We start from the raw sequence: 26,321 nt of genomic DNA on the forward strand, positions 1-26,321 counted from the left end.
AAAATATGAAAAGTCTATTTGCAGCAGCAACATTTACCCTTGTCTTATTAGCATCTTGTACGCCGAAAGCAACACCCGTAGCGCAAGCTCCAAAATCAGCAACCAGTACGGCAGAACAACTAGCACAGGGAAAAACAATCTTCGAAACTGCATGCAAAAGATGTCATGATTTGCCAGAACCCACCAAATTTACTTCTGTGCAATGGGTAGGAATTATGAATTCTATGGCACCTAAAGCGAAACTAAGCGACGAACAACATCAGTGGGTTTATGATTATGTAGTGTCTGTTAAAAAATAAAAGATTCAACCAACAAAAAAATATCATCATGAAAAAAATAATTGTAAGTATGATTTTAGGATCTGCTTTTATGGCTTCATGTGGACCAAAAAGTACAGCAGTAACCGGTCCTAAATTTACCACAGCAGAACATTTAGCACAAGGGAAAACAGTTTTTGAAAACTCTTGCAACAGATGTCATGCGCTTCCAAATCCGGAAAAACATGACGACCAAGGCTGGATTAAAACCTTAAGTAGAATGGCGCCAAAAGCAAAATTGAACGATGAACAACATCAAATGGTGTACGATTATTTGATTTCTGTAAATAAAAAATAGACTTTCTTTTGAGAGTCTTTTTGTGTTTAAATCTCACCTCAATTCGAGTTGAGATTAGCAAAAGTTCGCGATACACTTTTCTCATTTCATTAAGATAAACGCCCGAACTAACAAACTCCTCGCTCAGATTAAACTTATAAAAATTGACAAGCAAAGCGAATTTACAATTGACAATTAACCGTTTAAATCACTTTAAATCAATTCCCAAGCCTGGTTTTCCGGATAGAGTAATTTTACCATTTTCCACAAAATTTCCGGTTGCATAATCATTGGAAATAAGTGTTGCTCCGTCTAAATCGGCGTAGTCTACAAGGCCTGCTAATAGACATCCTGCCGAAATCCCAACTGTGGATTCTGTCATACAGCCGATCATAATTTTATAGTTTAATTCTCTTGCTTTTTTTATCATATCTAAAGCGGGCGTCAATCCTCCACATTTCATCAGCTTAATGTTGATACTTTTATAATATGGAATAAGTTCCTCAAGTGAATCGATATCCTGACAATCTTCATCTGCCATCCAATTTGCAAAGCCTTCTTTTTGTAAAACTTTATAATTGTCGATCGGTCGAGGCTGTTCCAGATAAGAGAATTTTTGAATTTCATTATTTTTCTGAAGCCAACTACAATCTTCATCGGTGAAGCTTGCGTTGGAATCTAATGCGATATTTTTATTTAATTGTAACAGTTTCTCAACCTGCATTTTGTCTAATCCTTTACATTTCACTTTAAACTTATTCCATTCACTTTGACGAATTTTTTTTATCTGTTCTTTAATAGGCGCTACAGAAATTGTGATCGAGCTTTCAACCAAATTGTCCGAAGGAATTTTATTTAATTCAATAAAACTTTTATTCTCCAACTTTCCGAACAGATCCCAATACGCACAATCCAAAGCAGAAAGCAAAAACGGATGTAGATTTAAACCCACTAAAAAAGCAAAAAAATCTTTGGGATGAATGATATTATGCCCCTCAATTTCACGCTGAATTTCTTTTAATTTTAAAACAAAATCATTAAGATTAATCTGATAATAATCAATCGCCACACACTCGCCATAGCCTTTACAATTTTGATGAGATAGTTCAATGAGCAATGCATCGCGATGATCATAGTTCCCGTAAGCGATGGAGAATGTTTCTTTTAACCGTAACTTTTTTGTTGTGAAATTAATCTTCATATAGTTTTTGCTCTTTATCAGTAAATATAATGACTGTTTTTCTAATAAAGCTATAAAAAAAGGAAGCCAAAACTGACTCCCTTTCTTAAATAATTGTTTTAGATATTTTATTTTACGATCAGCTTTTCGGTCTGAACTTTTTCTCCCTGTTTGATATTTACCATATAAACTCCTTTTTGTAATCCTTTTGTTGAAAAGGCTTTTTTAGAAGTATTCTCTCTTGTATCAGACATTATGAGTTTTCCCGTCATATCAAAAAGCTTCACTTTAACTTCTTCATTTGACTTATCTATATTTCCAACAAAAAATTCATCATATGTAGGATTAGGGAACAATACAAATTTTATTTCTGAAAATCCGGATTCCTGAGTTGCCAATATACTATCACATTCTGCCGGATAGGTGAAATCTTCTACCTGATCTGTCCCAACTGTCTTGCTTCCTGCAGTAGCCGCAACTCCTAAGCCTCTTTTTGCAAAAGTTTTCCAAATCATACATTTGTCGGCACCTCCGGTTTTCACCATATCTGCCTGAATAATAGCATCTCTTCCGTCAATAAAAGTAGGGCTGCAAATCTGAAGTTTCAATCCATCAACTACCAATTGCAAAATTTTAGCATTCCCAGAATTCGGATCTGCTAAAACATCATTATTGTACCCATATTTTTCTGCATATTTCCAAGTAAGATCCCAAAGCATTGTCGCCCATATAAAACCTACGGTATGAACACTAGTCGTTGTGTTTGTATTTCCATATGTATAGTTGTTCACCGAAAAATCAGGAGAATATTTTGTGGGTCTTATTCCCGTTCCAGTAGTTGGCTGAGACTGTGAATAACTTGCTATCCCTCTGGCTAAAGCAGAAGTATCTCCAGGTCTTGTCGTAAGCATTAAAGCAAAAAAATCTGACCAGCCTTCACCCATCTGCTCGGTAGAATTGGTTGTTGAAAGACAAGAATATCCTTGTCCTGTTAATCTGTTTGAAATACCATGTCCATATTCATGAGCGATAATTCCGTTATCTAAACTTGAATGTCTAAAACCAGTAAAGTCATTTGCCAAAGTAGCATTGATTGTGCTTCCATTGGTGATTTCATTAACTAAAAATTCTCCTTCTGCTTTACCTAACATAATTGTAGGAATTGTAATTGTGGCATCTGTTCCGCCCATATCTACTGGTGTATTGTTTGACGGATGATATTGGATAACTCCTATAGCTCCCGCTTTCTGTAAATTTTTAGTTTTAACAGGAAAAGCACACGTAGAAGCTATCACTAAACCAATTTTTCCGGTCATACTTCCTGCAGCTAGCGCCGAGCAAGCATCTGCAGGGGTAGATAGAGCTAGGTCTCCGGTTACAGATTGACCTTCAAACAACAGTTTTCCAAACGCTGCTGATCCTGCCAACAGCTTAGGTCTGGTTGCTAATGTAGCAGGTGAATTATACTGGTATCTTGAAATCGGGTCTTGAGCACTCTGTGATCTCTTAAAAAGATACATCTGCATTCTTGGTGCAGCAATATATGTTACACCACTAATTACTGTTTCATAGCCAGAATTAAAGTTAGCATTATTAGTACCACTTCCATCAAAAGCCTCAGCCTTTACAGCATCACCTTCCATTCCGCCTTTGTTAAAATTATTTGTCTGATAATTTCTGGCAACCTCATCGAAACCAAACTTATAGAATATATCATGCATCACATTATTCATATAGAACAAATTCGTAATTGCCGCATCTCTGTAAGCAAAAGGGCTGTCATATCTTCCATCTGCATGTGGAAAATTGAAATTCAATGAAGTCCCGCCATCCGGTGAATATCCCGCAGTGTTTGTATTATTCTGATCTGAATATGCATAAACATTATTACCTCTTGTGTTTGTATAGTTGTTTACACCATCCGAATGCCATCCTTCAGGTGATGCAATAAGATCCCACGGATTGTTGACTATTGCAAATGAGCCAAATGTAGGAGCTTCTGTAGGTAATGGAAGAACATTATACGAAGCATCAGACGGAACCAATAATGAAGTATTTTTCTGAGTATCGACGTTTACGGTCTCATGTTGCGCTGGTTCAGAATAATGTACATCTGATTCTATATCAGTGTGTTCAAAATTACAACTCACTGTCATATTGTCTTTTGAAAAAATCTCACCCGATGAGGCATCAGCGATTATATGCCACATATCCGAAGATTTTTTATCTGAAACAAAAAGCTCTTTTGCTAAAATAAATACATTGTTTTTTTCAAAATAGACGTTGGGCAGATATTCTACTCCTGAGATTTCCTGTAAATTTAGATTCTGTTTAAGTATTTCTTCAGAAAACTTCTCCTTAAGATTTCCCTGATTACCGATTACAATTTCTTTTTTGAAATCATTTTTTTCTGAGATAATTTTTTCATCTCTTATAATCACTTTTCCAAGTGCGTTATATACTCTCAGACCATTATATGTCTGTTGAACGTTTACAATATTTGCACCTAAACTTTTAGAATGATCTTCATTAAGGATGATAAAACTAAGTTTATTATCAAAACTATTTTTCTGAGAAAGCTGTGCGTTCTTTTTATAATAATCCTGAATTAATACTTTAGAATTTTGCCCGCTCATTGTATTGAAGGCAAATACTACCGCAACAGAAAGCGGAATAATAGATAATTTTTTTTTCATACTAGTGCTTTTAACAAATCTAATCTTTTTTCTGAATGTTCAATAAAAAAATATAATATGTTAAATACAAACCTGTTACGCTTGCATTTTGTTTTTATTATTCGGCTTTTTCGAGCACTTTTATTTTTTCTTTTTTTTAAATTAGGTTATATTTTAGACACAAACTGATTTTTTGACTTCTCAAAATGGCCTCAAAACTTCTTGCTTTTGTAAAGTATGTTGAATTTCGTTTAATTTTAAAACAAAATCATTAAGGTTAATCTGATAATAATCAATCGCCACAAACTTGCCATAGCCTTTACATTTTTGATGAGATAGTTCAATGAGCAATGCATTGCGGTGATTATAGTTCCCGTAAGCAATGGAGAATGTTTCTTTTAGGTGAAGTTTTTTTATTTTCATAATACTAACTTACCCATTGGTCAAATGTTCTTAAAACAACCCATTTTCCATTCACTTTTTTATAGATCGAAGTTGAACCTCCACCGTATAATCGTCCACAAGACATTGAATTTTGTACAATGCAAACCGTTTTATTCTTATTAAAGAAAGGAACAGAAAAAGTTTGAATGCATTTATCTCCATATTTTTTTCGAAACTGTTTCCAAAAATTTCGTTCATATTTTATGCTTAAATTCAAAATTTCGTCGGTGGTTACAAAATCTAATTTATTCTTGATTCTACTTTTTTGGAGATGAAAATTTATTAAGTTTCTATCTTGATTTTTATAGTAAGATGAATCTTTCATTGCAAAAATTGAATCATATGAGAAATTCAACGCTAAAACAGGCGGCGGCGGTGGTTCGTTCTCATTTAATTCTTCAAAAAAAATCCTCTTAACTGCAATATTATAAATGTTATCATGTAAAATATCATTAATGCTGTCTTCTCTAATTTGGTCAGTAATAAGTTGATTCAAAACTTCGTACTTCAAGTCCAAAGTTTCATCTTTTTGGATTATTTCTTTTCTCGCTTCGTTCTTTTTGCAGGAAATCAATAGCAATAGAATCAAAAATAAATAGTCTTTCATAAATTAAATTTACAAAAAAAGGAGACTTATTTTGTCTCCTTCTTGTTTTTAGATTTTTTCTTTGGCATTTTAGACTTTATAAACTTCTTGCGGTCTTTTACAACGTCGAAACTGTACGCTGTGAAACAATATTTCTCTGCTTCAGTTAAAAATTTTAAAGCATTGGGAAAGCTTCCTCTCTTCTCAGAAAGCAGGGATCTGTAAAACCATATAGTCGCTTTATCAATTCCTTTTATTTTCAAAGAATAGGTAATCAGCTTTTCGGCTTCCTGCAAATCTTCATTATCCAAAAGACATTTGATGTAATATTTCGGCGTATTGAGATTCGTTACATCACATTGCATTGCCTCTTCAAAATAGAGTTTTGATTTTTCGTAATCGATGAGCATTTCGCTGTAGATTCTTCCCATTAAACAAAGAGAATCTGCATCTTCAGGATCGTATGACAGCGCATAATTCAACGCTTCCAGACAATCCGGCAAGCTGTAAGGATAATTATCTAAAGCCTCGAAGTAATACTTACTTTTAGTTAAGGTCATTTTTATATTTTTTTAATTCGTTTTTCAGGGTATTTCTTTGTTTTTTGAAAGATTTTTCCTGATAATTCTTTTTAAAATCTGTTCCCGAAAAAGTCCGGACAGAGTTTCCTCTCTGCACCTGCAGATGATTGCTCCATGTTTCCTGCATTTGCTTTTGAAGTTGAATAATATTTTGCTCCAATACTTTTTCTTTCAGTCTTTCAATCGAAAGTTTTTTATTCTCCAATTGCGAACGAGAATCCTGCACAAAAACACTTTTTCCGGTCTGAATATGAGTCGCACGAACAGCAGTATTTACTTTATTTACATTTTGTCCGCCACTTCCCTGGCTTCTCGTCGTCTGAAACTGAATATCTTTTTCGTTGAAACTAATTTTCTTCAATCCTTCCAGTTCAAAAACCCCAATAAACCAATTGCTTCTTTTGTGCAGTTTTCGGAATGTACTTTTCCCTATCCAACAAATACTTCCTAACCAATTTTTTAAAAATTCATTTACATTTTTTGATTTTAAAAGTAGGGTTACAGATTTCAATGTCAGATTTTCATCACCATTTTCGCGGTGTATGATTTCGTAATCTATATTATTATTTTTTGCTTCCTCAAGGAAAACCTTCAGAACTTTGGCAACTATCCATTGGCATTCTAAAGGTCCTCTTCCTGAGGTGATTTGTATTATTTTGTCCATTGTTTTTTAGGAGCTTAATCCCGCTTTCCGCTATATCTTTTTTGCCCTCGTTTTTTTCAAGCCAATGCAAAAAAAGGATGCCGCTGCAATCGAGGCTATGGTTTTTCTCCTTGTTATTACTATTTGTTATTACATTGAGTTTGATTAAAAATCACTTATTAAAATATTGAATATTACAGTTGAAAATTTATCAATTGCTTCGGGCTTTAGCCCGATGTAGATGATGCAGAATCAAAGGCTTTAGCCGAAACTTGTTATATATTTTGGCTAAAGCCAACTCTTCATCATCCTCAATAAAATGGGCTAAAGCCCATTCCTATTGATGTTTTAAAACTATTTTAACTATCAAACTCAGTTTATTAATTATTTTTGGCAGGCTCGTTGCCAACAACCGACAACTATAACCATCAACCATTTTACTTATCCATCCTCACAATTCTAGGCTGGAAAGTTCCAAGAATATCTACCAATTCACTTTGTGCATTCATGACTTCGTTGATGTCTTTGTACGCCATTGGTGCTTCTTCGGCATTTCCGCCAATCAAAGTGACATTTTTGAGTTTTAATTCTTTTTTGATGTCATTTTGAGTGAAAAGATTTCTGCATTCTCCTCTTGAAAAAGCTCGTCCTGCTCCGTGTGAAGCTGAGTTCAATGAATCCGGATTTCCTTTTCCGCGAACAATAAAACCTTTTGCGGTCATCGATCCGGGAATCATTCCCAATTCATTTTCATTTGCCGGAGTAGCACCTTTTCGGTGAACAATCACTTCTTTACCGTTATGGATTTCTTTCCAGGCGAAATTGTGATGGTTTTCAATTCTGGCTTTTACTCTTCCTCCAACAGCTTTTACCAATCTTCTGTGAATATCGTCGTGACAAGCCGAAGCGTAATCGCCTGCAAGGTTCATTGCCGTCCAGTATTCTAAGCCGAGATGCGTATTCAAATCTAGCCAGGCGAAGTTTTGGGCTTCTTTTGGCAACGGACATTGCTCTGTTGCAACTCTCGAATAATACTGAGCTATTTCTGCTCCCAAACCACGCGAGCCGCTGTGTGAAAGAATTCCGAGGTATTTTCCTTTCGGAAGATTGATTTGTTTGTCTTCTTCCGTAATTTCGACTTCTCCGAATTCTACAAAGTGATTTCCGCCGCCGGAACTTCCCATTTGTTTGATGGCTTTTCCTTTTAATCGTCTCAAAATCGGAATCATATCGAACGTTTCTCTGTCGAAAATTTCGTGATCGACGTGAGATTTATGCGTTTCATACATCCCGAATTTGGTGTGCTCGGCAAGCGCTTTTTCATATTTATCTCTTGCTCCGTCAAGATATGAAATTGGCGTATCCAAAATACTGAGCGACATTCTACAGCCGATATCCATGCCGACTCCGTAAGGAATTACAGCATTTTCTACGGCGAGAACTCCACCAATCGGAAGCCCGTAACCGCTGTGTGCATCAGGCATTAAAGCTCCATGCGTTGCAATTGGAAGTTTCAATGCGGTGTACAATTGATTCTTTGCTTCATCCGAAATATTATTTCCGAAAATCTGAAAAGAAGTTCTGTTTGTGTTGAGCATTCTTTTTTCTGTTTTCTTGGATGAAAGTAAGGCTTCTGCGATTTGTCCGAAGGTTAAATCTTTCTCAAAATTTTCCGGATTGACCAGAATTTCCTTTAAAAGAGATTTTACATGATGAATATTTTTCGTTGCAAAATTTCTTTTCATGACTTCCAAAGCGATGTTTACGCTTTGATTATTTGGATAGCCTAATTTTAATATATCTTTTCCTTTAAGTTTTAAATTTCCCATTGTTTTTTTAATAAAATGTTTAGATATCAGACGCTAGATGAAAGACATTTTTGCATCTGACATTTCACCAACTGAAATTTTAGTTGATCTTGTTTTTGACATCTTTTTGAAAGAGATCTTCCTTCGTGAGAATGACAATGTTATTCAAACCTCATAGGTTTTTGAAACCTATGAGGTTTTGATTGACAGGAGTTTATTAGCCCCGATGGAAACGGCATCCTTTTTTGCGTTGGCTTGAAAAAGCGTTGGCAAAAAAGATACAGTGGACAGCGGGATTAAGCTCCTAAAAAAAATGATTTCGGGGAAACGTTTTGAGTTTGAAATATTGCGCAATAAAAAACCCGAAATCTTACGACTTCGGGTTTTGATATTTCAATATACTGTTGTTCTATGAATGTACCAAACCACGAAGCCTCGCCTTTGCAAAAGGCAATCCTACTGATGAATGTTGATTGTATTTGAACATTGCTTCGTTGTTTTTTTAATGGTTAAACTTGATTTTCAGATGCAAAGATATACAATTTTCTGAAAAACAAAATTTTTTCACAAAAAAACCTGAATAATTTCTTATCCAGGCATTCTTTATTTTTTTCTTAAACTTAATCTTTAGATCCTAAACTATCCATTGTATCGCCCATTCCGTTGCTGTTTGGGGAATACACTCTTTCTTTATCTAGGAAATATACATCGTGCTTTGCTTTTGCAATAATTCCGTTGTAAACATCTTCCGGTAAACCTGCAGTCTCTGACTCATTCTGATTAACAGAAGGCTTATTGTAAATTTTTAACGCTCCATATTGATCGAGAATTTTTTTTGCGTTTTGGGCATCTGTAAGATTGGAAGCATAAACTACCAAGTTGATTTTCCCTACACTTTCTTTGCTGTAAGCCGCTAAAATCTCGTTATCATTCACAAAAACATGATTCCAAAAACTTTTTGTTTTTTCATCATCTTCGTATTCATTATTTAAAGACTCCTGATCAAACCTTGATTTCGAAACAATAATGTCTGCATCAAGAAATCCGTTATTTTTTAATTCTGATTTTATTTCCTCGGTATTCACATTTTCCGGAAATACTGAAACTACTGTATAGGCCATAACATTTTATTTTTGGTTATGTCTTACAGTACAAAAGCTGTGCAATTTGAAGTCTAATGAAATGTTAAATTACATTTCTGGGAAATTTATTTTAGATTTTCGAAATTTGCAATCCAAATTTTTGCCTCTTTTAAAACCGTCTCGTTAAAATTGCTAAAAGTGACATTTTGATAGTGGAAACTCATCTTAAAATCTTCTAAATCTCCCCATGAATAATATAATAAGTAAAACGGATAAACATTTTTTTCATACTCTGATTCTACACAAATTCTGGATAGTTTTTCGAGACAAGAAAGCACATCGTTCTCACCATTAACAATCTTCTGTATATAATAATAAGATCGACTTTGAACTGCTTTTTCCCCTTCAAATTCTTCAAGATTAAATTCTTTTAAAACTTTACTTACAAAAGGTTTAATTTCCCAAGTATCTGTAGGTTTAGAAAATGCGGAAAGCATTTGAATGTTATCCGTCACAATTTCTTTCTGCAGTAGATCTATCGCCCAATCTACACAAATATCATAATTAAATGGAGAAAACCCTTTATGAGACTGAACCAGCCACGTAACATCAGATTTCTCAATTAAAACATTCACTTGATTACGCTAAAAATTTATTCAAAATATCAACCGCACATTTAGGAAGATTTGTTCCGGGACCGAAAATGAAATCAGCTCCGTTTGCATACAAAAATTCGTAATCCTGTTGTGGAATTACTCCTCCCACAACGATCGTAATATCTTCGGCACCCAATTTCTTTAACTCTTCAACAACCTGCGGAACCAAAGTCTTATGACCAGCCGCCAAACTTGACACTCCTAAAATATGAATATCATTCTCAACCGCCTGCTTTGCAACCTCTTCCGGAGTCTGGAATAACGGCGCAACATCGACATCAAATCCCATGTCTGCAAAGGCAGTTGCTACCACTTTTGCACCACGGTCATGACCATCCTGCCCCATTTTTGCCACCATAATTCTTGGACGACGACCTTCTGCTTCTTCAAATTTTTGGGTAAGCTCAAGTGCTTTTCCAAAGTATTCATTTTTACCTGCATTCATAGCGTAAACTCCTTGTATCGTTCTGATATTGGCTTTGTAACGTCCGAAACTTTCTTCCATTGCATCGCTCATCTCGCCTAAAGTCACTCTCCTTCTTGCCGCTTCGATGCATAATGCCAAAAGATTTCCGTTTCCTGTTTTCGCAGATTCTCGGATTTCATTTAAAATCTGCTCTACAGCTTCGCTGTTTCTGTTTGATTTAATTGAATCTAATCTTTCAATCTGCTTTCTACGAACTTCAGTATTATCAATATCTAAAATATCGATTGGTGTTTGCTTTAAGCTGGATTTAAATGAATTGACACCAATGATAAATTCTTCACTGCTGTCAATTTTAGCTTGTTTTTTTGCAGCAGCTTCTTCAATTCTCATTTTTGGAATTCCGGCTTCGATGGCTTTCGTCATTCCGCCTTCTTTTTCTACCTCATCGATGAATTTCATCGCTTCTTCGATCATTTGCTGCGTAAGGCTTTCAACCAAATTACTTCCCCCCATCGGATCTACAACATCGCAGATTCCGCTTTCCTGCTGAAGAATAATCTGTGTATTTCTTGCAATTTTTGCCGAATAATCCGTAGGTAAAGCAATCGCTTCATCCAAAGCATTGGTATGAAGAGACTGAGTTCCGCCTAAAGCTGAAGACAAAGCTTCAATCGCTGTTCTCGTAATATTATTAAATGGTTCTTGCTCTGTTAAAGACCAACCTGAAGTTTGTGAATGCGTTCTTAAAGCTAAAGATTTTGGATTTTGAGGATTAAACTGCTTTAAAAGCGTTGCCCAAATATATCTCGCGGCACGCATTTTAGCAATTTCCATGAAATGATTCATCCCGATTGCCCAGAAAAAAGATAATCTTGGTGCGAAATCATCCACATTCATTCCTGCTTTAATTCCAGTTCTTACATATTCTAAACCATCAGCTAAAGTATAAGCCATTTCTAAAACGGGAGTTGCTCCAGCTTCCTGCATATGATATCCGGAAATTGAAATCGAGTTGAATTTCGGAATATTTCTCGAAGTGTATTCAAAAATATCAGCAATAATTTTCATGGACGGTGTTGGTGGATAAATGTACGTATTACGCACCATAAATTCTTTCAAAATATCATTCTGAATGGTTCCTGAAAGCTTATCCTGAGAAACACCCTGCTCTTCTGCCGCTACAATATAGAATGAAAGAATCGGCAAAACCGCCCCATTCATCGTCATGGAAACCGATATTTCATCTAAAGGAATTTCGTTGAATAAAATTTTCATGTCCTCAACAGAATCAATCGCAACACCAGCTTTACCAACATCTCCAACAACTCGTGCATGATCGGAATCGTAACCTCTGTGTGTCGCCAAATCGAAGGCAACGGAAAGTCCTTTTTGTCCGGCAGCTAAATTTCTTCTATAAAACGCATTAGATTCTTCAGCTGTAGAAAATCCTGCATATTGACGAACGGTCCAAGGTTTTTGAACATACATCGTCGAATAAGGACCTCTTAGAAAAGGTGCAATTCCCGGAGAGGCATCAGCGATATCTTTATTTTTTACATCTTCTGCTGTGTATTTTGATTTCAGCTCAAGTCCATCCTTTTCAAATTGGTAGATTTCCTGCTGATTTTCAGATATATTAAATTGAGGAATTTTATTCTTTATTTCCCTTCTCATTTCTTCAGATTTAAGATTTTAAAAATAAGCATTTTTGAGAGAATGTTTTGCGATTGATTTTTAGGAAGGAAAAGTAAGATTAAATGCTTAAAATAAAGAATCTTTTAACGTATAGCTCTTTAGGCTTTATCAACTTGTTTAATTTAATAGGACTTCATCCTATTCTTCGTTAAATCGTCCTTTCAGGACTTCTTAGTAACATAAAATACAAAAGCGAGACTGTACTATTACAATCTCGCTTTCATTTAAACCTAAATAAGTTTTGATTATTTATTTAGCTTTTTAATGCCCATTTCATATAAAGCGAAAGAAATCAAGTCAGCATTTTCACTGATTACCTGATCCGTTGCTCTTCCGGCACCATGACCTGCATTTTTCTCAATTCTTAGCAAAATAGGGTTTGCACATTTTTGTTTTTCCTGTAATTCTGCACCAAATTTGAATGAATGCGCCGGAACTACTCTGTCATCGTGATCACTTGTAATAATCATTGTTGACGGATAACAAGTTCCTGCTTTTACATTATGAACCGGTGAATATGATTTTAAATAATCAAACATTTCTTTGTTGTCTTCGGCAGTTCCGTAATCGTAAGACCAACCTGCTCCAGCAGTAAATTTGTTGTATCTCAACATATCTAAAACGCCCACTCCCGGGAAGGCAACTTTAGCCAAATCAGGACGCATCGTCATCGTTGCTCCAACTAACAGACCTCCGTTTGATCTTCCTGAAAGCGCCATATATTCTTTTGATGTATAACCTTTACTTTGCAAATATTCTCCAGCTGCGATGAAATCTTCAAATACATTCTTCTTCTGCATTTTCGTGCCTGCATCGTGCCATTTTTTACCGTATTCACCTCCGCCACGAATGTTTGGAACAGCGTAAATTCCGCCATTTTCCATCCAAATCGCATTAACTACGGAGAAAGATGGTTGTAAACTGATGTTGAAGCCACCGTAAGAATAAAGAATCGTAGGGTTTTTACCATTCAGTTTGATCCCCTTTTTATAATTGATCATCATCGGAACTTTGGTGCCGTCTTCTGATGTATAAAATACCTGCTCAGAAACATAATCTTCAGGATTAAATTTCACTTTCGGTTTTTGGTAAACTTCAGATTTTCCGGTATCTGCATTGAATTTGTACGTTGTTCCCGGAGTAATGTAATTGCTGAAAGAATAATACATTTCTTTCTCTGTTTCTTTACCTCCAAAACCACCGACATTACCTTTCCCAGGAAGAGAAATTTCTCTGATCAGCTTTCCTGTTTTGTCAAACTGTTTTACTTTATCAATCGCATCAACCATATAAGTAGCGAAGAAATAACCTCCGCCGCCGGAAATCCCCAACACATTTTCTGTTTCAGGAATAACATCTTGCCATGTTTCAGGAGATGGATTTTGAATGGTCGTTTTTACCAAACGCATATTCGGAGCATCTTTATCGGTAAAAATAAAAAGATTATCCCCTTCTGTATCAACAATATTTACATTGATATCAAAACCTTTGTTGACTTGAACGAAATCGCCTCCTTTCTTTAAATCTTTAACGTACAATTCATTTCCGTTGGTTGCATTTGCCGCTGAAATAATCAAATATCGTTGATCTTCAGAAACTCCAGCTCCCAAATATCGTCTTGGAGTTTTATCTCCACCAAAGATCAGTTGATCGGCAGATTGTTTTGTTCCTAATTTATGAAAGTACACTTTGTGCTTATCGGTCATTCCGGAAAGTACCGTTCCTTCTTTCGGCTTGTCGTAGCTTGAATAATAGAAACCTTCATCACCCTGCCAAGAAATTCCGCTGAACTTTACATCAACCAAAGTTTCATCGATCGGCTTTTTGGTAATGGCATCAATGATGATGATTTTATTCCAATCGCTTCCTCCTTCTGAAATTGAGTATGCTGCTAAATTTCCTTTTTTGTTGAAAGATAAGCTGGAAAGTGAAGTTGTTCCTTTGTCTGAAAACTTATTCGGGTCTAAGAAAACTTCTGTTGTTTTTGTTTTATTGTTGGTTCTATAGAGTACAGATTGCGCCTGCAAACCGTCATTTTTATAATAATATGTAAAATCTCCTTCTTTGAAAGGTGCACCAATCTTTTCGTAATTCCAAATATCTGTCAATTGCTTTTTAATCTGATCTCTGAAAGGAATTTTCGATAAATAATTTTGGCTGTAAGCAACCTCTTCATCTACCCATTTTTTGGTAGGGGCTGAATCATTTTCTAAATCTCTGTATGGATCTGCAACGCCTGTTCCGAAATAAGTATCTGTCTGATTTCCTTTGATCGCTTTAGGATAATTCATTTTTTGAGAATAAACTGTAGCCGAGAACAATACTCCGGCTGTTAAAAATATAGGTTTAAAATTCATTATGAAGGATTTTCTCAAAAATACGTAAAGTTGTGGGAATAAAAAAAGCTTCTGTATACCGACAGATTAAAGTCTCAGATTTTAAGCTAAATCAATCTTCACTAAGTTTAAAATACTGGTTTAAGCATTCTGTAAGTTTACAGAGAGTTTAAAATATCAGTTTAGATATTATGCAGATCTACGAAAAGTTTAATAGGATCGTATAGACTTTCTGTACGATGTATTTTTATCGCATCCAACTGTTTAGAGCAAAAAAACCTCTACGAATAGAGGTCTTTCTTAATTATATATTAGAATTTATAGATCAGATATATTTCTTGATTAATCCCAATTCAATTAATCTTTCATGCGAGAACTCTCCGGCTGTTGTATCTTCATACAACTTTGGATTGTTTTCGTCAACACAGTTTTCTAAAGAATATCGCTGAAACGATTCTAAATACTTTTAGTTTCTAGCAATTTATTTTCTAAAATTATCACAAGCTCTAAAAATAAGCAGAAAGAAATATTTTGATGAAAAAGAGCAGTTGTTTCTGAGAATTTATTGTCAAGTATTTCTGGCGGATTGGAAACTTCCTGTGGTGACGGAACAAGAAGTTTGCAGAATGATTTAAAAGATTTATCTTCAACACCTAGTGTTAATGTTCACAACCCTCCATCACCAGACAATAATACAGGTAAATTGTAATTTTTAAGAAATTATAGACTTTTACAAGATTAACCCATAGCTTTTTGGGGGTTAATGGTTTTTAATAAATGTAAATCAAATACTACTCAATGAAGAAATTTACTTATCTCGTCTTATTCCTGTTACCTTTTGTTTGTTATTCTCAAACTCATCGATTTATTTATTCATATAAATTTATTGCCGATTCAACAAAGATAGATAGTTTGCTATATGAAGAAACTAGGTTAGAAGTTTTTGATAACCATACTGAATTTGTTAGTAATATTGGCGCAAAGAGAGATTCAGCTATTGCGAACGCTATTAAAAATAATGAAAATCCAGCTAACATTAAACTCTCTAAAGGTCTATTTATTAATAATGTTTTTAAAAGTAAAAAAAGCACTTATTCTATTGAGTATGTTGGTATTCAACCATTTAAAGTTATACAGCAGCCGCTAACAAATTGGAAGCTTACAAAAGAAAAAAAAATAATACAAAACTACAATTGTCAAAAAGCTGAAATCAATTATGGCGGACGTACATGGGAAGCTTGGTTTACACAAGACATTTTAATACATGATGGTCCATATGTTTTTGCAAACCTTCCTGGTTTAATAGTTAAAATAAATGATTTACAAAACCAGCATTCTTTTTTATTAATAGCAAATTATAAAGTAGCAAACGCAGTAACAAATTTTATTTATAAACAGTATTTAACACCTATTCAAATAAATAAATCTGAATTTAATAAAATTTGGAATAATTTTAAAAGAAATCCAATGGGTGCCACCGAACAATTTATGAATATAAATCCTGGTCTTTTAAATGGTAAAAGTTTTGATAATAATGGAAATGAAATAGATTTTACGCAAAAGAAAAGAGAAGAAAAAAAGTATGTCGAAAAACAGATGTTAAAAAATAACAATTATATTGATTTACAATTATATAAAATAAATTAAATATTGCATATCAACAACTTACAAAGCATTACGAAATGGTTGAAAATCAACAAATAAAAGCTTAACTTAAAAAATCTGTGTCAATATGTGAAATCTGTGAAAAGTAATTCTTCCCACAGATAGACAAAAATGATACTGTTGAAAATAAAAAACCGAACTAAAAAGTTCGGTTTCAAAATTATTTTTTTATTAATCCTAATTCAATTAATCTTTCATGCAAGAACTCTCCGGCTGTTGTATCTTCATACAACTTTGGATTGTTTTCGTCAACACAGTTTTCTAAAGCATTCAGCGACATTTCGCTTACCGGATGCATAAAGAAAGGAATAGAATATCTTGAAGTTCCCCACAATTCTCTTGGCGGATTAACGACTCTGTGAATCGTAGATTTCAGTTTATTGTTGGTATGTCTCGAAAGCATATCTCCAACGTTGATCATTAATTCGTCGGGTTGTGCAATGGCATCGATCCATTCACCTTTGTGATTTTGTACCTGAAGACCTTTTCCCTGAGAACCCATCAAAAGAGTGATTAAGTTGATGTCTCCGTGAGCGGCAGCTCTTACTGCATCATCTGGTTCCTGAGTGATTGGAGGATAATGAATTGGTCGAAGAATGGAATTTCCTTCTGCAATTTTATCGTCAAAATAAAATTCATCAAGACCAAGATATAAAGCTAAAGCTCTCAAAACATATTTTCCTGTTTTTTCAAGCATTTGGTAGGATTCTTTACCTACCTCATTAAATTTTGGAAGCTCGTCAACGATTACATTGTCAGGATATTGGCTTTTGTATTTTGAGTCATCCGAAACATACTGTCCGAAATGCCAAAATTCTTTTAAATCACCTTTTTTAAAACCTTTTGCCGTTTCTTTACCAAAACCTACATACCCTCTTTGTCCCCCAATTCCTGGGATCTCATACTTTTGTTTGGTTTCTGTTGGAAGTTCAAAGAAGTTTTTTACTTCTCCATAAAGATCGTCTACGAGTTTATCATCAAGGAAATGTCCTTTTAAGGCTACAAAACCAATTTCTTCGTAAGCTTTTCCGATTTCATTTACAAATTTCTGTTTGCGTTCCGGGTTGTCCGAAAGGAAATCACGCAGGTCTACACTAGGTATTTTATCCATTTTATAGAAATTTTACGTGGGCTAATTTACAGATTTTTGTTATTAATTTATGCTTTTCCATTTCTTAAGTAGTAAAATTGGAAAAAGAGTTACTTGAAATTTTCTTGATAATAAAAATCGAAAAATTTTTAGATTGTTTTTATTTTCTCTTCTAACCAAGAAGATAATTCCTCTGGAGTATCTAATCGTTTTTTGCAACCATTCGTAATTAGACTTTGAGAATATTCTTTAAGTTCATTATATGAAATATTCCAAAAATCATCATACGTTTCCTTAAAAAAAGCTTCATCTTCAAAAAATAAACCAGAAAATTGAATTCCAAATTTAAAGCAATTTATTACGTGTTCTTTTGCAATTGTATCTTTTGCTTCAAATAACAATTCAAAGGGATTGATTTTTAAATATTTATTAAGTAGTTTTAAATCATCGAAACAATTAGTATTTATTAATTTAATATCAAAAGTTTCAAGGATATCTATTCTGTCAATACTTGTTAAAACTACTATCCAATCTGACTTATCAAAGTCTATCCATAATTCCTGATTTGATTGAAAAATAGACGTAATAATTCCTTCTTTTGTTGCATTAATAAAAGTTTCAATTTTAATACTCTTGGTTTCGTTTTTAAAATAATCTTTCAGAGTTTCGGTATAGTCAATTTTAGGATTTTCAATTATTGATTTTATATAATTTATTGTTTGCATATTATTTTATTTTTGTCGTTTTAAAAACAGGTTTATTATTTATTAACTCCATTGTTTCAAGGTATGCTTTTTCTAAATCTATACCTAAAGTTTTAAAAATTTCAGGAAACTGTGTAGCTTCATCAATTGATGGTGCATAATGTCCTGAAAAATTGCTTATGTTTAAGACTTTTCCTTTAACGATTTTTAAAGTTCCTGCTGCTAACACATCCTGAGCATTGCCTAAAAAATGATGTTTTTTTCCTAAAAGCAATTTTCCTTCTGTTGTAACTACAAAATCAACGGATCCATACTTTGGAATTATTTGTCCATCTATTTTAAGTAATCCGTTTTCCACTTCTACAATCCCATATAATTTACCATCTATTGGCATAGACTCATTTGGAACTGTGTTTTTTATTTTTGTAAACTTACGCAGTTTCTTTAGAAGTTCGCTTTCTTGTTTTAAATTTTTAAGAATGCTTCCAATTAATTTTGCCTCAATTTCAGGTAACAACCCTGCGGCAATATTATTCAAAACTATCCAAAACTCCTCATCTATTTTTTTATTAGTAAAATATTCAGCAACAAAACATGGGATATGTAAATCTTTTCCATCTAAAACCATTTTCATAGGACTAAAAGGCAACTCAATTTTATTTCCGATTTCCTTTTCATTATATGGCATTACAATAGAAGTGTTATCATACCCAAATAACGCTGTTCCAACTCTATACTTTTTTTCTTTTTCCAGATAATAAGCAAAACCAGTATACCTTATATATGGATCATTAACATCATCAGAAGGTTTATAATCTTTATAATCAACATCAAATTTCCATGCTTGTTCAAGTTCTTTAATTGCCCAGTTTTTATAGCCAATTCTCGAAAAAGTAGTAATTAATTCCTTAATATATTTATTATTAAATTTTTCAAATACTTTACGGACAGATTCAGGATTTTTATTAATTTGATTGTACCACCAATTTGGATTTTTTACTCCTTTCAATAAGTTAATAACCGAAAGATTCTCATTAGTACCATATACATTAATAGTTTTTTCAGAAAGGGAAATAAAATCTTTCCAAAGCATTTCATCAGTAAGAACTTCCAAAACAAAATCAGGAATATTTTCATATAAGCCATCAATAATATCAGGATTACCTTTTGCAGTTGCAAAGAAACCTTGATAATAATGGATAATAGATTTTCTCACTGATTCTACATTAGAATCTCCCTTAACAATTCGTAAAAACTCTAAAAGTGTATCAACACTTGATGTAAATAGCTTAATAGCTACGTATTCATCATTTAGCTTAAAGTCAGAAGGATTAGATGTTTGCTTAGTTTCTGCATCTTGAAATTTTTTATCTTCTCCATCTTTATAAATAAAGTTAAGATTATAAGTTATCTTATAGTTGTCAAAATAGATTCCAAAATTATAAGAACTGCTTAATAAATTCTTTCTGGTATTCAGCTTAGCTAAGTCAAAAGTTGCCTGAACTTTTTGCTCTCCTTTTTTATATACAAAAGATCTGTTGTTTTTAATACTACTGAATACAGGAATACCCATTGAAGACGAACCTGAATAAATAGCTTTGTCTCCTAAAAAGTAAATTTCCGGATCAAATAAAAATGCTTCTATCAACCCTAATTTCCCTTTTAAATGTTCTGCAAGAAGTTCATAATTAATTCCACCTGTGTAAAAATCTTCAGATAGTGTTTCGTAATCTTCAGTTGTGGGTTTATAAAAAGTACTTTTCTTTCCAAAAGGGGTGCTTAATGCATATTCGTTGGAAATTTCATCAAATGTTTTATTGGTTCTTATTCCTTCAAAAGGATCTTTTCCTTTCCCTAATATTCCTTTGCTTAAATCTTCTATGGAAATGATATTAAACTCCGAGAGATCATCGCTCCATTCGTCATTAAATAATTTTTTCATAAACTGTGCCTTAGTTAATATTTTAATTAAATGTTTCTAAAGCAAAACTAACCCTCAGTAACGCCAAAACTTGACGTATAAATTTATTTATCAAATCAATAAAAACCTTTAATTTTGCTATATGAAAAAATATTCTTCTAAAAGGAGTATTCAGGTACTTGCCAATATTCTTCATCAGTACAACATTGTAGACGTTGTGATATCTCCGGGATCAAGAAATGCTCCTCTGGCTATTCATTTTTCAGAAATGGATGATTTCAACTGTTTCAGCATTGTTGATGAAAGAAGCGCAGCTTTTGTTGCTCTCGGAATGGCAATGAGCGAGAAAAAACCTGTTGCAATTACCTGTACAAGCGGTTCTGCAGCAGCAAATTATTATCCTGCAGTTACCGAAGCTTTTTATCAGAATATTCCGTTATTGATTTTAACGGCAGACCGACCGACGGATTATGTCGATTTGTTTGATGGACAAACAATCAGACAAAACAATCTGTTTCATCAGCATTCTTACGGAGATTTTCAATTAGTTGAAGACAGTAAAGACGATGCCGAAAACATCAATTCAGACCTTATAAAAAAAGCAATTGAGCTTTGTTTTGAAAAACAAGGTCCGGTGCATATCAATATTCCGTTGGAAGAGCCTTTGTATGATTTGGTTTCAGAACTTCCAACTTTCCCTGAGGTGGAGAAAACCATTAAAAAGAAAGATTACGAGCTTCCTTCAAATTTAGTTGCAGACTGGAATACTTCACAGAGAATCATGATTCTTGTGGGCACCAAAGGCTACAGCGCAGAACTTGAAAACCAGCTCACGCAATTAGTTAAAAACCATTCGGTTGTCGTGTTAAGCGAAGCAAATTCGAATTTGTATCATGAGAAATTTTTCAGGCATATCGACCGATATATTTTTGCATTCACAGAAGAAGATTTTAAAACTTATGCTCCAGATTTATTAATTACTGTCGGGCAAAATGTGGTTTCTAAAAAGGTAAAGCAATTTTTAAGAAATGCACATCCGAAACAGCATTGGCATTTGGATGAGGTTTGGCAGCCCGATACTTATTTTTCTTTAACCCAGAAAATAGAAGTAAAGCCTGAACTATTCTTTTCTAAATTATTAAATTTCGTCAACTTAGAACCAAGGTCTTATTATAATCTTTGGGATGTTTTAAGAGATAAAAAAGATAAAAAACATAATGATTTCTTAAATCTAATTGAGTTTTCTGATTTTTATTTCTTTAATAAAGCTTCACAAAGCATTCCGGAGAATTACAATGTACACTTCAGTAATTCATCGGCGATACGCTACGCACAATTATTCGATTTTGGTAAAAGAAAAATGTACTGTAATCGCGGAACAAGCGGAATCGACGGTTGTACTTCCACGGCAATGGGCTTTGCTATTAAGAACAAAAACCCAACTTTATTGATTACAGGCGACTTAAGCTTTTTCTATGACATCAATGGTTTGTGGAATCAATACATTCCGCCGTTTACAAGAATTATCATTTTTAATAATGGTGAAGGAAATATTTTTAAAATAATTCCAGGCCCCGGAAATGCCAACTCAAATACGGTTGATGAATTCATTTCTACAAAGCATCATAAGAATGCTGAGTTTATGGCTAAACATTTTGGTTTTTCTTATGTAAAAGTAGATGATGACGGAACTTTGGACCGGGTTTTTGAAAATTTCTTCAAGCCGGATTTACAGCCTAAAATAATGGAAGTCAATACGCAAGGTCAAAATAATGCAGCTACACAAAAAGCTTATTTTAATTTTTTAAAGGAAGTTTAAAATAGATTTGAACCATTAAGAAGAATTAAGTTCTTGAGGAAGATTAAGAAAAAAGCCAAAACTTTAATGATAAAAAAGCAGATTTATTTAATTATAAATCTGCTTTTCTATTTAATCTCTGCGAAAAAGAATATTTTAAAGGAGTTATCTAAATATCTAGATAGTCATCATTCCCCGGGAGATTGGTGATTTTATGAATTGGGTAAATAAACATATCATCGAAGTCATTGAGTGCATTAATCAACTGAAAATGTGAAAATTCCTTAATATTCTGCAATGTAATTTCCGCTTCTTTTATTTTCTTTTTCTTTAAAAGATACTGTCTTTGAACTCCATTTAAAAGGTAAGTTGACGGTGTAAACCAGTCTTTTCCTTTCTGAAACAGAAGATTAGAAAAAGAAGTGTCTGTGATGTGATTATTTTTTACAATAATAATTTCCTCAGCTTTAGATTTCATTTTCATTTTCTCCAGCTCTTTGCGGTCTTCAAACTTAAAAGAGTAATCGTAGATGTTATTTTCTACCAACTGAAAATCCTGTATTTCGGGAATTGCGTAAGGAATCATCATCGTTCTGAATTTTTTATCCAAATCATACGTTAATCTTAATTTGTATAAACCATCTTCGTCATGATTGAGATTTTTAAAAATTTTCTCCAAATCGATAGAGCCTTCTTTCCCAAAATGGGCGAAAGTCTCGTTCACACGCTTCTGGTGAAATTCCAGCAGGAACATTTCCTGATCTTCTACTTTAATACTTTCAATGAATTGGGACATAAATTTTGTTTTTCATTTCCTGATACTCGTCTTCTAACCTGCTCATGTGGGTAATACCGCCACCGCTTTTGAAATACAGCTGATCGCCTTCTTTTTCGATAAAACGAATCATCACACAACTGTCTAGATTTTTACCATCAAACCAACCGCAAACTCCGGTATAAAAACCTCTTTCAAAGCCTTCCGCTTCAAGAATAATTTCTAAAGTTTTAGGTTTTGGAGCTCCTAAAATTGAGCCTGCAGGCAAAAGCTTTTGCATTATGCTTCCTACTTTTCCTTTAAATTCAGATTTTAAATTTCCCGAAATTTCAGAACTCATCGCATACAAATCTTTCTGTTTTGTTTTCAGAAAATCTATATGCTGAAATTTGTCAACCTTTACATCATCTGCCACCATGCTCAAATCATTTCTAAGCAAATCAACAACGGTATAATGTTCGGCTTTTTCTTTTTTATCGTTCTTCAAAACCTCTGCTGCATTCTCTACAGAAGCATCAATCGTGCCTTTCATCGGAAAAGTAAGGATTTTATCATTAACGATCTTCACAAAAGTTTCAGGAGAAAAAAATACGAAAAAATCTTTATATAAAACCTTATATTTTGCCTGAGAATGATGAAAAATTTCTTCTAAACTTAGATTGGTTTCAATTTTTGTTTTCCTTGTATAGTTGGTAAGATAAGAATTTCCCTGCCGAATATTTTTCTGAACGTGGTCAAAACCTTTTTTAAAGCTTTTCAATGATTCAGGAAATGACCTCCATTCTATTTCTTTTCTTAAAGCTTCCTGCTTCTTCACATTCGAAAAACCCTGATAATCAATCAATAAACCATTTTTACTAATTTCATCTTCTGTGAAAACCTCTACCTTATCAACCAGGAAGTCTATAATAAAGAAAAAGGGAACTTTCTGATGTGAAAGTTCGTCCATTTGAATAAATTTTTGATGATTCGCCAAAAACATTCCGCAAAAGTAGTTATTGATGTTTACTTTTGCACAAAATATTTTCATGCAGCAGCAATATCCACAAAAACCGGGAATCGATTTTATCTTAAAACAGGCTTTTTTTTATTGGAATAAGACTTTGATATACCAAATGATTTTTTCAGTTATTTATATGGCTTTATTTTCTACGGTATTCATGTACTTTTCGGGTCGATACGGAATTATGGATCAGTTTCTGGGTGCCATGTCTGATTATATGAAAATAGGACCTGCAGGGCTAGAAGCCTATAAAAATAATATTTCAACAATCATTTCTAGTGAAGGATTTCAGAACTTTTATCTTGGAATGGTAGGAACACTTATTTTTCTTTATCCTTTGAATTTAGGTTTTTTTCAGATTTTCAGAAAAATTGATCTTAAAGAGAATGTTGAGCTAAAAGATTTATTTGCAGGCTACAATGGTCTGAATTTCTTCAGATATGCAAGCTATTTTATATTCTGGTATTTTTTATATAGCATTATTGCTCAAACCCTCATCCTTCCTGTCATTTGGGTAATGATCACCTTGTTTGTAGCGCCACTAATGTTTTTTCAGAACAAAACTATTTTTGAGGGAATTGCATTAAACTGGAAAGCTTTAAAAATGTTTTTCATCGAAATATTAGTTTGTACAATCGTGGCAGTTTTATTTAAATACATTGGATTTGGAATCTTTTTGATCGGTGGATTATTCACCTTTCCATTTTGGAATGCGATGATTTATTCTCTTTATAAGACTATTTTCAAAGAGGAAGCATAATATGTAAGGCGTGGTATTGCTTTTGTTATGAGAAAGGTTAAATTTACTTCTAAATAAAAACTATGAAAATGCCACATAAAGAGAAACATATCAGCAGCATTGCCATCAAACAGGTCTTTTTGCTAACCATTATTTTAGTTTTAGGGGGTTTAATCTGTTTTAATCTTGCGCTTTTCATTCCTTCAGTTTTGGGAGCGATAACAATTTACGTAGTCTGCCGCAAATATAATTTTTACCTGCAAGAAGAGCGAAAATGGAAACCCTGGGCTTCATCTCTGGTGCTCATGCTGGCCAGTTTAATTATAATTATTCTTCCCGTCTATTTAATCGTTGATTTATTGATCGAAAAGCTTGGTAATGCACAGGCTTATATGGAAAAGTTTAACATTTTTATTGCTAAAATTCATGATTTCATTGATAAAGAAACAGGTATAAATATTCTTAGCAAAGAAAACATGGCAAAGGTCAAAGAATTTGCCGGAAAATATTCTACCTCAGCATTAAGCGGAACTTTTAATACTCTGACAGTGGTGATGTCGATGTATTTCATTCTTTACTTTATGTTTGAAAAACCAAGATTTTTTGAAAGAATTTTGGCATCAGCTGCTCCTTTAAAAAGAGCAAATGTTTCTTTAATTGGCGAAAAAATGCGCAAACTGATTATGGCCAATGCTATTGGTCTTCCAGTTGTTGCTTTAGGACAAGGTATTATCGCATTAATTGGTTACTTTATCTTTGGTGCACCAAGCCCTATTTTATTGTTTGCATTAACTGCTGCTGCATCGATGATTCCGATTGTGGGAGCGGCTATAGTATATGCCCCAATCTGTATTTTTATGATAGCTGAAGGCCAGACAGGACCCGGAATTGGTCTTGGATTGTATTGTGTAATTGTTGTGGGATTAACGGATAATGTACTTCGTTTCACATTGCTTAAGAAATTGGAAGATATTCACCCTTTAAATACCGTTTTCGGAATTATTATGGGGATGAATCTTTTTGGGTTTATGGGATTAATTTTCGGGCCCATTCTAGTATCATTTACATTACTGCTTATTCAGGTATATAGAAATGAGTTTTCTGATGATGAAACTCCTGAACTTCAACTTTCAGAAAAAGACCGTGAAGAAGAATTAGAAAATAAAATTGATTTAATAGTTTAAAAAAATGGAGCAGGGAATAAATCCTGAAATTTTACAGGAAATATGTGTTGTAAAAATGCCTTTCGGAAAATATAAAGACACCGTTTTGGCTGATCTTCCAATCAGTTATCTGGAATGGTTTCACCGTCAAGGTATGCCGCCAGGAAAATTGGGAATGCAGCTTTCTACGATTTACGAAATAAAACTAAATGGTTTGATGGATTTGCTTACACCTCTTCGTGGTGGAAAAGTAAGTTATGAAAAACCTAAAACTAAGATTTATAAGTTTTAAAAGACTTTGCAAAACTTCGGCGGTACTTTTGGTACCGCCGAAGTTTTAGTTATGTAATGATTAAATTATTTCGGTTCCCACAATTCAACTTTATTTCCTTCCAAATCGAGAATGTGAACAAATTTTCCAAAATCGTACACTGCAATTTCGTCAAGAATTGTTACTCCTTCTTTTTGTAATTCTTCAACCAATGTTTCTAAATTTTCAACAGTATAATTAATCATAAATTCTTTTGTAGAAGGCTCGAAATAATCTGTTGTTTCTTTAGTTGGGCTCCAAGTCAATGATCCTTTTGCATCAGAATCAGACATTTGTTTCCAATCGAAAGTTGCTCCGTAGTCATTGGTATCAATCCCTAAATGAATTTTGTACCATTCTTTCAATTTGATAGGATCTTTACATTTGAAGAAAATGCCTCCAATTCCTGTAACTCTTTTCATGATATAGTTTTAAAGTAATTTAAC

At 33.6% G+C, this 26,321-nt stretch carries 25 protein-coding genes and 1 pseudogene; 8 read left to right on the forward strand and 18 right to left on the reverse strand.

The features are described from left to right. The first annotated feature begins 5 nt into the window (after positions 1–5). Positions 6–299, forward strand: a complete 294-nt coding sequence (locus tag OH814_RS13020; protein WP_279196999.1) for a cytochrome C — start codon at positions 6–8, stop codon at positions 297–299. Between the two features lie 28 nt (positions 300–327). Further along, complete coding sequence (locus tag OH814_RS13025) at positions 328–615, forward strand: cytochrome C (protein ID WP_308828441.1); 288 nt, start codon at positions 328–330, stop codon at positions 613–615. Between the two features lie 187 nt (positions 616–802). Here the strand turns inward: OH814_RS13025 and OH814_RS13030 are convergent, their stop codons facing one another. From OH814_RS13030 to OH814_RS13085, 12 genes and pseudogenes are all read right to left on the reverse strand, one after another. Next, complete coding sequence (locus OH814_RS13030) at positions 803–1,795, reverse strand: enolase C-terminal domain-like protein (RefSeq protein ID WP_308828442.1); 993 nt, start codon at positions 1,793–1,795, stop codon at positions 803–805. Between the two features lie 107 nt (positions 1,796–1,902). Continuing rightward, complete coding sequence (locus OH814_RS13035; protein ID WP_308828443.1) at positions 1,903–4,470, reverse strand: T9SS-dependent M36 family metallopeptidase; 2,568 nt, start codon at positions 4,468–4,470, stop codon at positions 1,903–1,905. 180 nt (positions 4,471–4,650) lie between these two features. After that, complete coding sequence (locus OH814_RS13040) at positions 4,651–4,872, reverse strand: hypothetical protein (RefSeq protein ID WP_308828444.1); 222 nt, start codon at positions 4,870–4,872, stop codon at positions 4,651–4,653. Between the two features lie 4 nt (positions 4,873–4,876). Beyond that, positions 4,877–5,500 carry a hypothetical protein gene (locus OH814_RS13045; protein WP_308828445.1) on the reverse strand — a complete coding sequence of 208 codons (624 nt, stop codon included), beginning with the start codon at positions 5,498–5,500 and terminating at the stop codon, positions 4,877–4,879. A gap of 26 nt (positions 5,501–5,526) precedes the next feature. Next, positions 5,527–6,039, reverse strand: coding sequence for a hypothetical protein (locus OH814_RS13050; protein WP_308828446.1), 513 nt, complete (start codon positions 6,037–6,039; stop codon positions 5,527–5,529). Then, entirely contained in the window at positions 6,026–6,724 is a 699-nt protein-coding gene (gene prfH / locus OH814_RS13055) for a peptide chain release factor H (protein WP_308828447.1), read from the reverse strand. The genes OH814_RS13050 and prfH overlap by 14 nt, the downstream gene beginning before the upstream one ends. Before the next feature lie 416 nt (positions 6,725–7,140). Next, positions 7,141–8,532: an RtcB family protein gene (locus OH814_RS13060; RefSeq protein WP_308828448.1), complete on the reverse strand. Its 1,392-nt coding sequence runs from the start codon at positions 8,530–8,532 to the stop codon at positions 7,141–7,143. A gap of 599 nt (positions 8,533–9,131) precedes the next feature. Further along, positions 9,132–9,632 carry a hypothetical protein gene (locus tag OH814_RS13065; protein WP_308828449.1) on the reverse strand — a complete coding sequence of 167 codons (501 nt, stop codon included), beginning with the start codon at positions 9,630–9,632 and terminating at the stop codon, positions 9,132–9,134. An 86-nt stretch (positions 9,633–9,718) separates the two neighbouring features. Further along, positions 9,719–10,228 (reverse strand): hypothetical protein, encoded by a 510-nt coding sequence (locus OH814_RS13070; protein WP_201133004.1) that lies wholly within the window; start codon positions 10,226–10,228, stop codon positions 9,719–9,721. Positions 10,229–10,232: 4 nt separating this feature from the next. Beyond that, positions 10,233–12,350, reverse strand: coding sequence for a methylmalonyl-CoA mutase (gene scpA, locus OH814_RS13075; RefSeq protein ID WP_308828450.1), 2,118 nt, complete (start codon positions 12,348–12,350; stop codon positions 10,233–10,235). A gap of 266 nt (positions 12,351–12,616) precedes the next feature. Next, a complete protein-coding gene (locus OH814_RS13080) occupies positions 12,617–14,662 on the reverse strand; it encodes a prolyl oligopeptidase family protein (protein ID WP_374990576.1) in 2,046 nt (681 codons plus the stop codon). 370 nt (positions 14,663–15,032) lie between these two features. Next, positions 15,033–15,143, reverse strand: a pseudogene (locus OH814_RS13085) (isopenicillin N synthase family oxygenase); the annotation flags it as partial. Positions 15,144–15,272: 129 nt separating this feature from the next. Here OH814_RS13085 and OH814_RS13090 point away from each other — a divergent pair. Both OH814_RS13090 and OH814_RS13095 read left to right on the forward strand, forming a co-directional pair. Beyond that, complete coding sequence (locus tag OH814_RS13090; RefSeq protein ID WP_164463152.1) at positions 15,273–15,416, forward strand: hypothetical protein; 144 nt, start codon at positions 15,273–15,275, stop codon at positions 15,414–15,416. An 89-nt stretch (positions 15,417–15,505) separates the two neighbouring features. Continuing rightward, positions 15,506–16,354: a GLPGLI family protein gene (locus tag OH814_RS13095; protein ID WP_308828452.1), complete on the forward strand. Its 849-nt coding sequence runs from the start codon at positions 15,506–15,508 to the stop codon at positions 16,352–16,354. A 178-nt stretch (positions 16,355–16,532) separates the two neighbouring features. On the opposite strand, the gene OH814_RS13100 is transcribed toward OH814_RS13095, so the two are convergent. From OH814_RS13100 to OH814_RS13110, 3 genes are all read right to left on the reverse strand, one after another. Then, positions 16,533–17,483: a 2-oxoglutarate and iron-dependent oxygenase domain-containing protein gene (locus OH814_RS13100; RefSeq protein ID WP_308828453.1), complete on the reverse strand. Its 951-nt coding sequence runs from the start codon at positions 17,481–17,483 to the stop codon at positions 16,533–16,535. 128 nt (positions 17,484–17,611) lie between these two features. Further along, on the reverse strand, positions 17,612–18,187 hold the full coding sequence (locus tag OH814_RS13105; RefSeq protein ID WP_308828454.1) for a hypothetical protein: 576 nt from the start codon (positions 18,185–18,187) through the stop codon (positions 17,612–17,614). Position 18,188: 1 nt separating this feature from the next. Beyond that, entirely contained in the window at positions 18,189–20,108 is a 1,920-nt protein-coding gene (locus OH814_RS13110) for a hypothetical protein (protein WP_308828455.1), read from the reverse strand. Between the two features lie 121 nt (positions 20,109–20,229). Between OH814_RS13110 and menD the strand changes: the two genes are divergently transcribed. Further along, a complete protein-coding gene (gene menD / locus OH814_RS13115; protein ID WP_308828456.1) occupies positions 20,230–21,906 on the forward strand; it encodes a 2-succinyl-5-enolpyruvyl-6-hydroxy-3-cyclohexene-1-carboxylic-acid synthase in 1,677 nt (558 codons plus the stop codon). A 148-nt stretch (positions 21,907–22,054) separates the two neighbouring features. Here the strand turns inward: menD and OH814_RS13120 are convergent, their stop codons facing one another. Next, positions 22,055–22,681: an aminotransferase class IV gene (locus tag OH814_RS13120; protein ID WP_279196981.1), complete on the reverse strand. Its 627-nt coding sequence runs from the start codon at positions 22,679–22,681 to the stop codon at positions 22,055–22,057. Beyond that, positions 22,665–23,609 carry an aminodeoxychorismate synthase component I gene (locus OH814_RS13125; protein ID WP_374990573.1) on the reverse strand — a complete coding sequence of 315 codons (945 nt, stop codon included), beginning with the start codon at positions 23,607–23,609 and terminating at the stop codon, positions 22,665–22,667. Before OH814_RS13125 ends, OH814_RS13120 begins: the two co-directional genes overlap by 17 nt. Positions 23,610–23,661: 52 nt before the next feature. Here OH814_RS13125 and OH814_RS13130 point away from each other — a divergent pair, with 52 nt between their 5' ends. The 3 genes from OH814_RS13130 to OH814_RS13140 all read left to right on the forward strand — a co-directional run bounded on the left by OH814_RS13130 (position 23,662) and on the right by OH814_RS13140 (position 25,857). Beyond that, complete coding sequence (locus tag OH814_RS13130) at positions 23,662–24,423, forward strand: hypothetical protein (RefSeq protein ID WP_228421396.1); 762 nt, start codon at positions 23,662–23,664, stop codon at positions 24,421–24,423. A gap of 68 nt (positions 24,424–24,491) precedes the next feature. Then, positions 24,492–25,586: an AI-2E family transporter gene (locus tag OH814_RS13135; protein WP_076561531.1), complete on the forward strand. Its 1,095-nt coding sequence runs from the start codon at positions 24,492–24,494 to the stop codon at positions 25,584–25,586. A 16-nt stretch (positions 25,587–25,602) separates the two neighbouring features. After that, positions 25,603–25,857, forward strand: a complete 255-nt coding sequence (locus OH814_RS13140; RefSeq protein WP_076561530.1) for a DUF3820 family protein — start codon at positions 25,603–25,605, stop codon at positions 25,855–25,857. A gap of 65 nt (positions 25,858–25,922) precedes the next feature. Here the strand turns inward: OH814_RS13140 and OH814_RS13145 are convergent, their stop codons facing one another. Next, entirely contained in the window at positions 25,923–26,297 is a 375-nt protein-coding gene (locus tag OH814_RS13145) for a VOC family protein (RefSeq protein WP_308828457.1), read from the reverse strand. Between the last annotated feature and the right edge of the window lie 24 nt (positions 26,298–26,321).

The organism is Chryseobacterium sp. CFS15, assembly GCF_031118795.1.
Classification (GTDB): Bacteria; Bacteroidota; Bacteroidia; order Flavobacteriales; family Weeksellaceae; genus Chryseobacterium; species Chryseobacterium indoltheticum.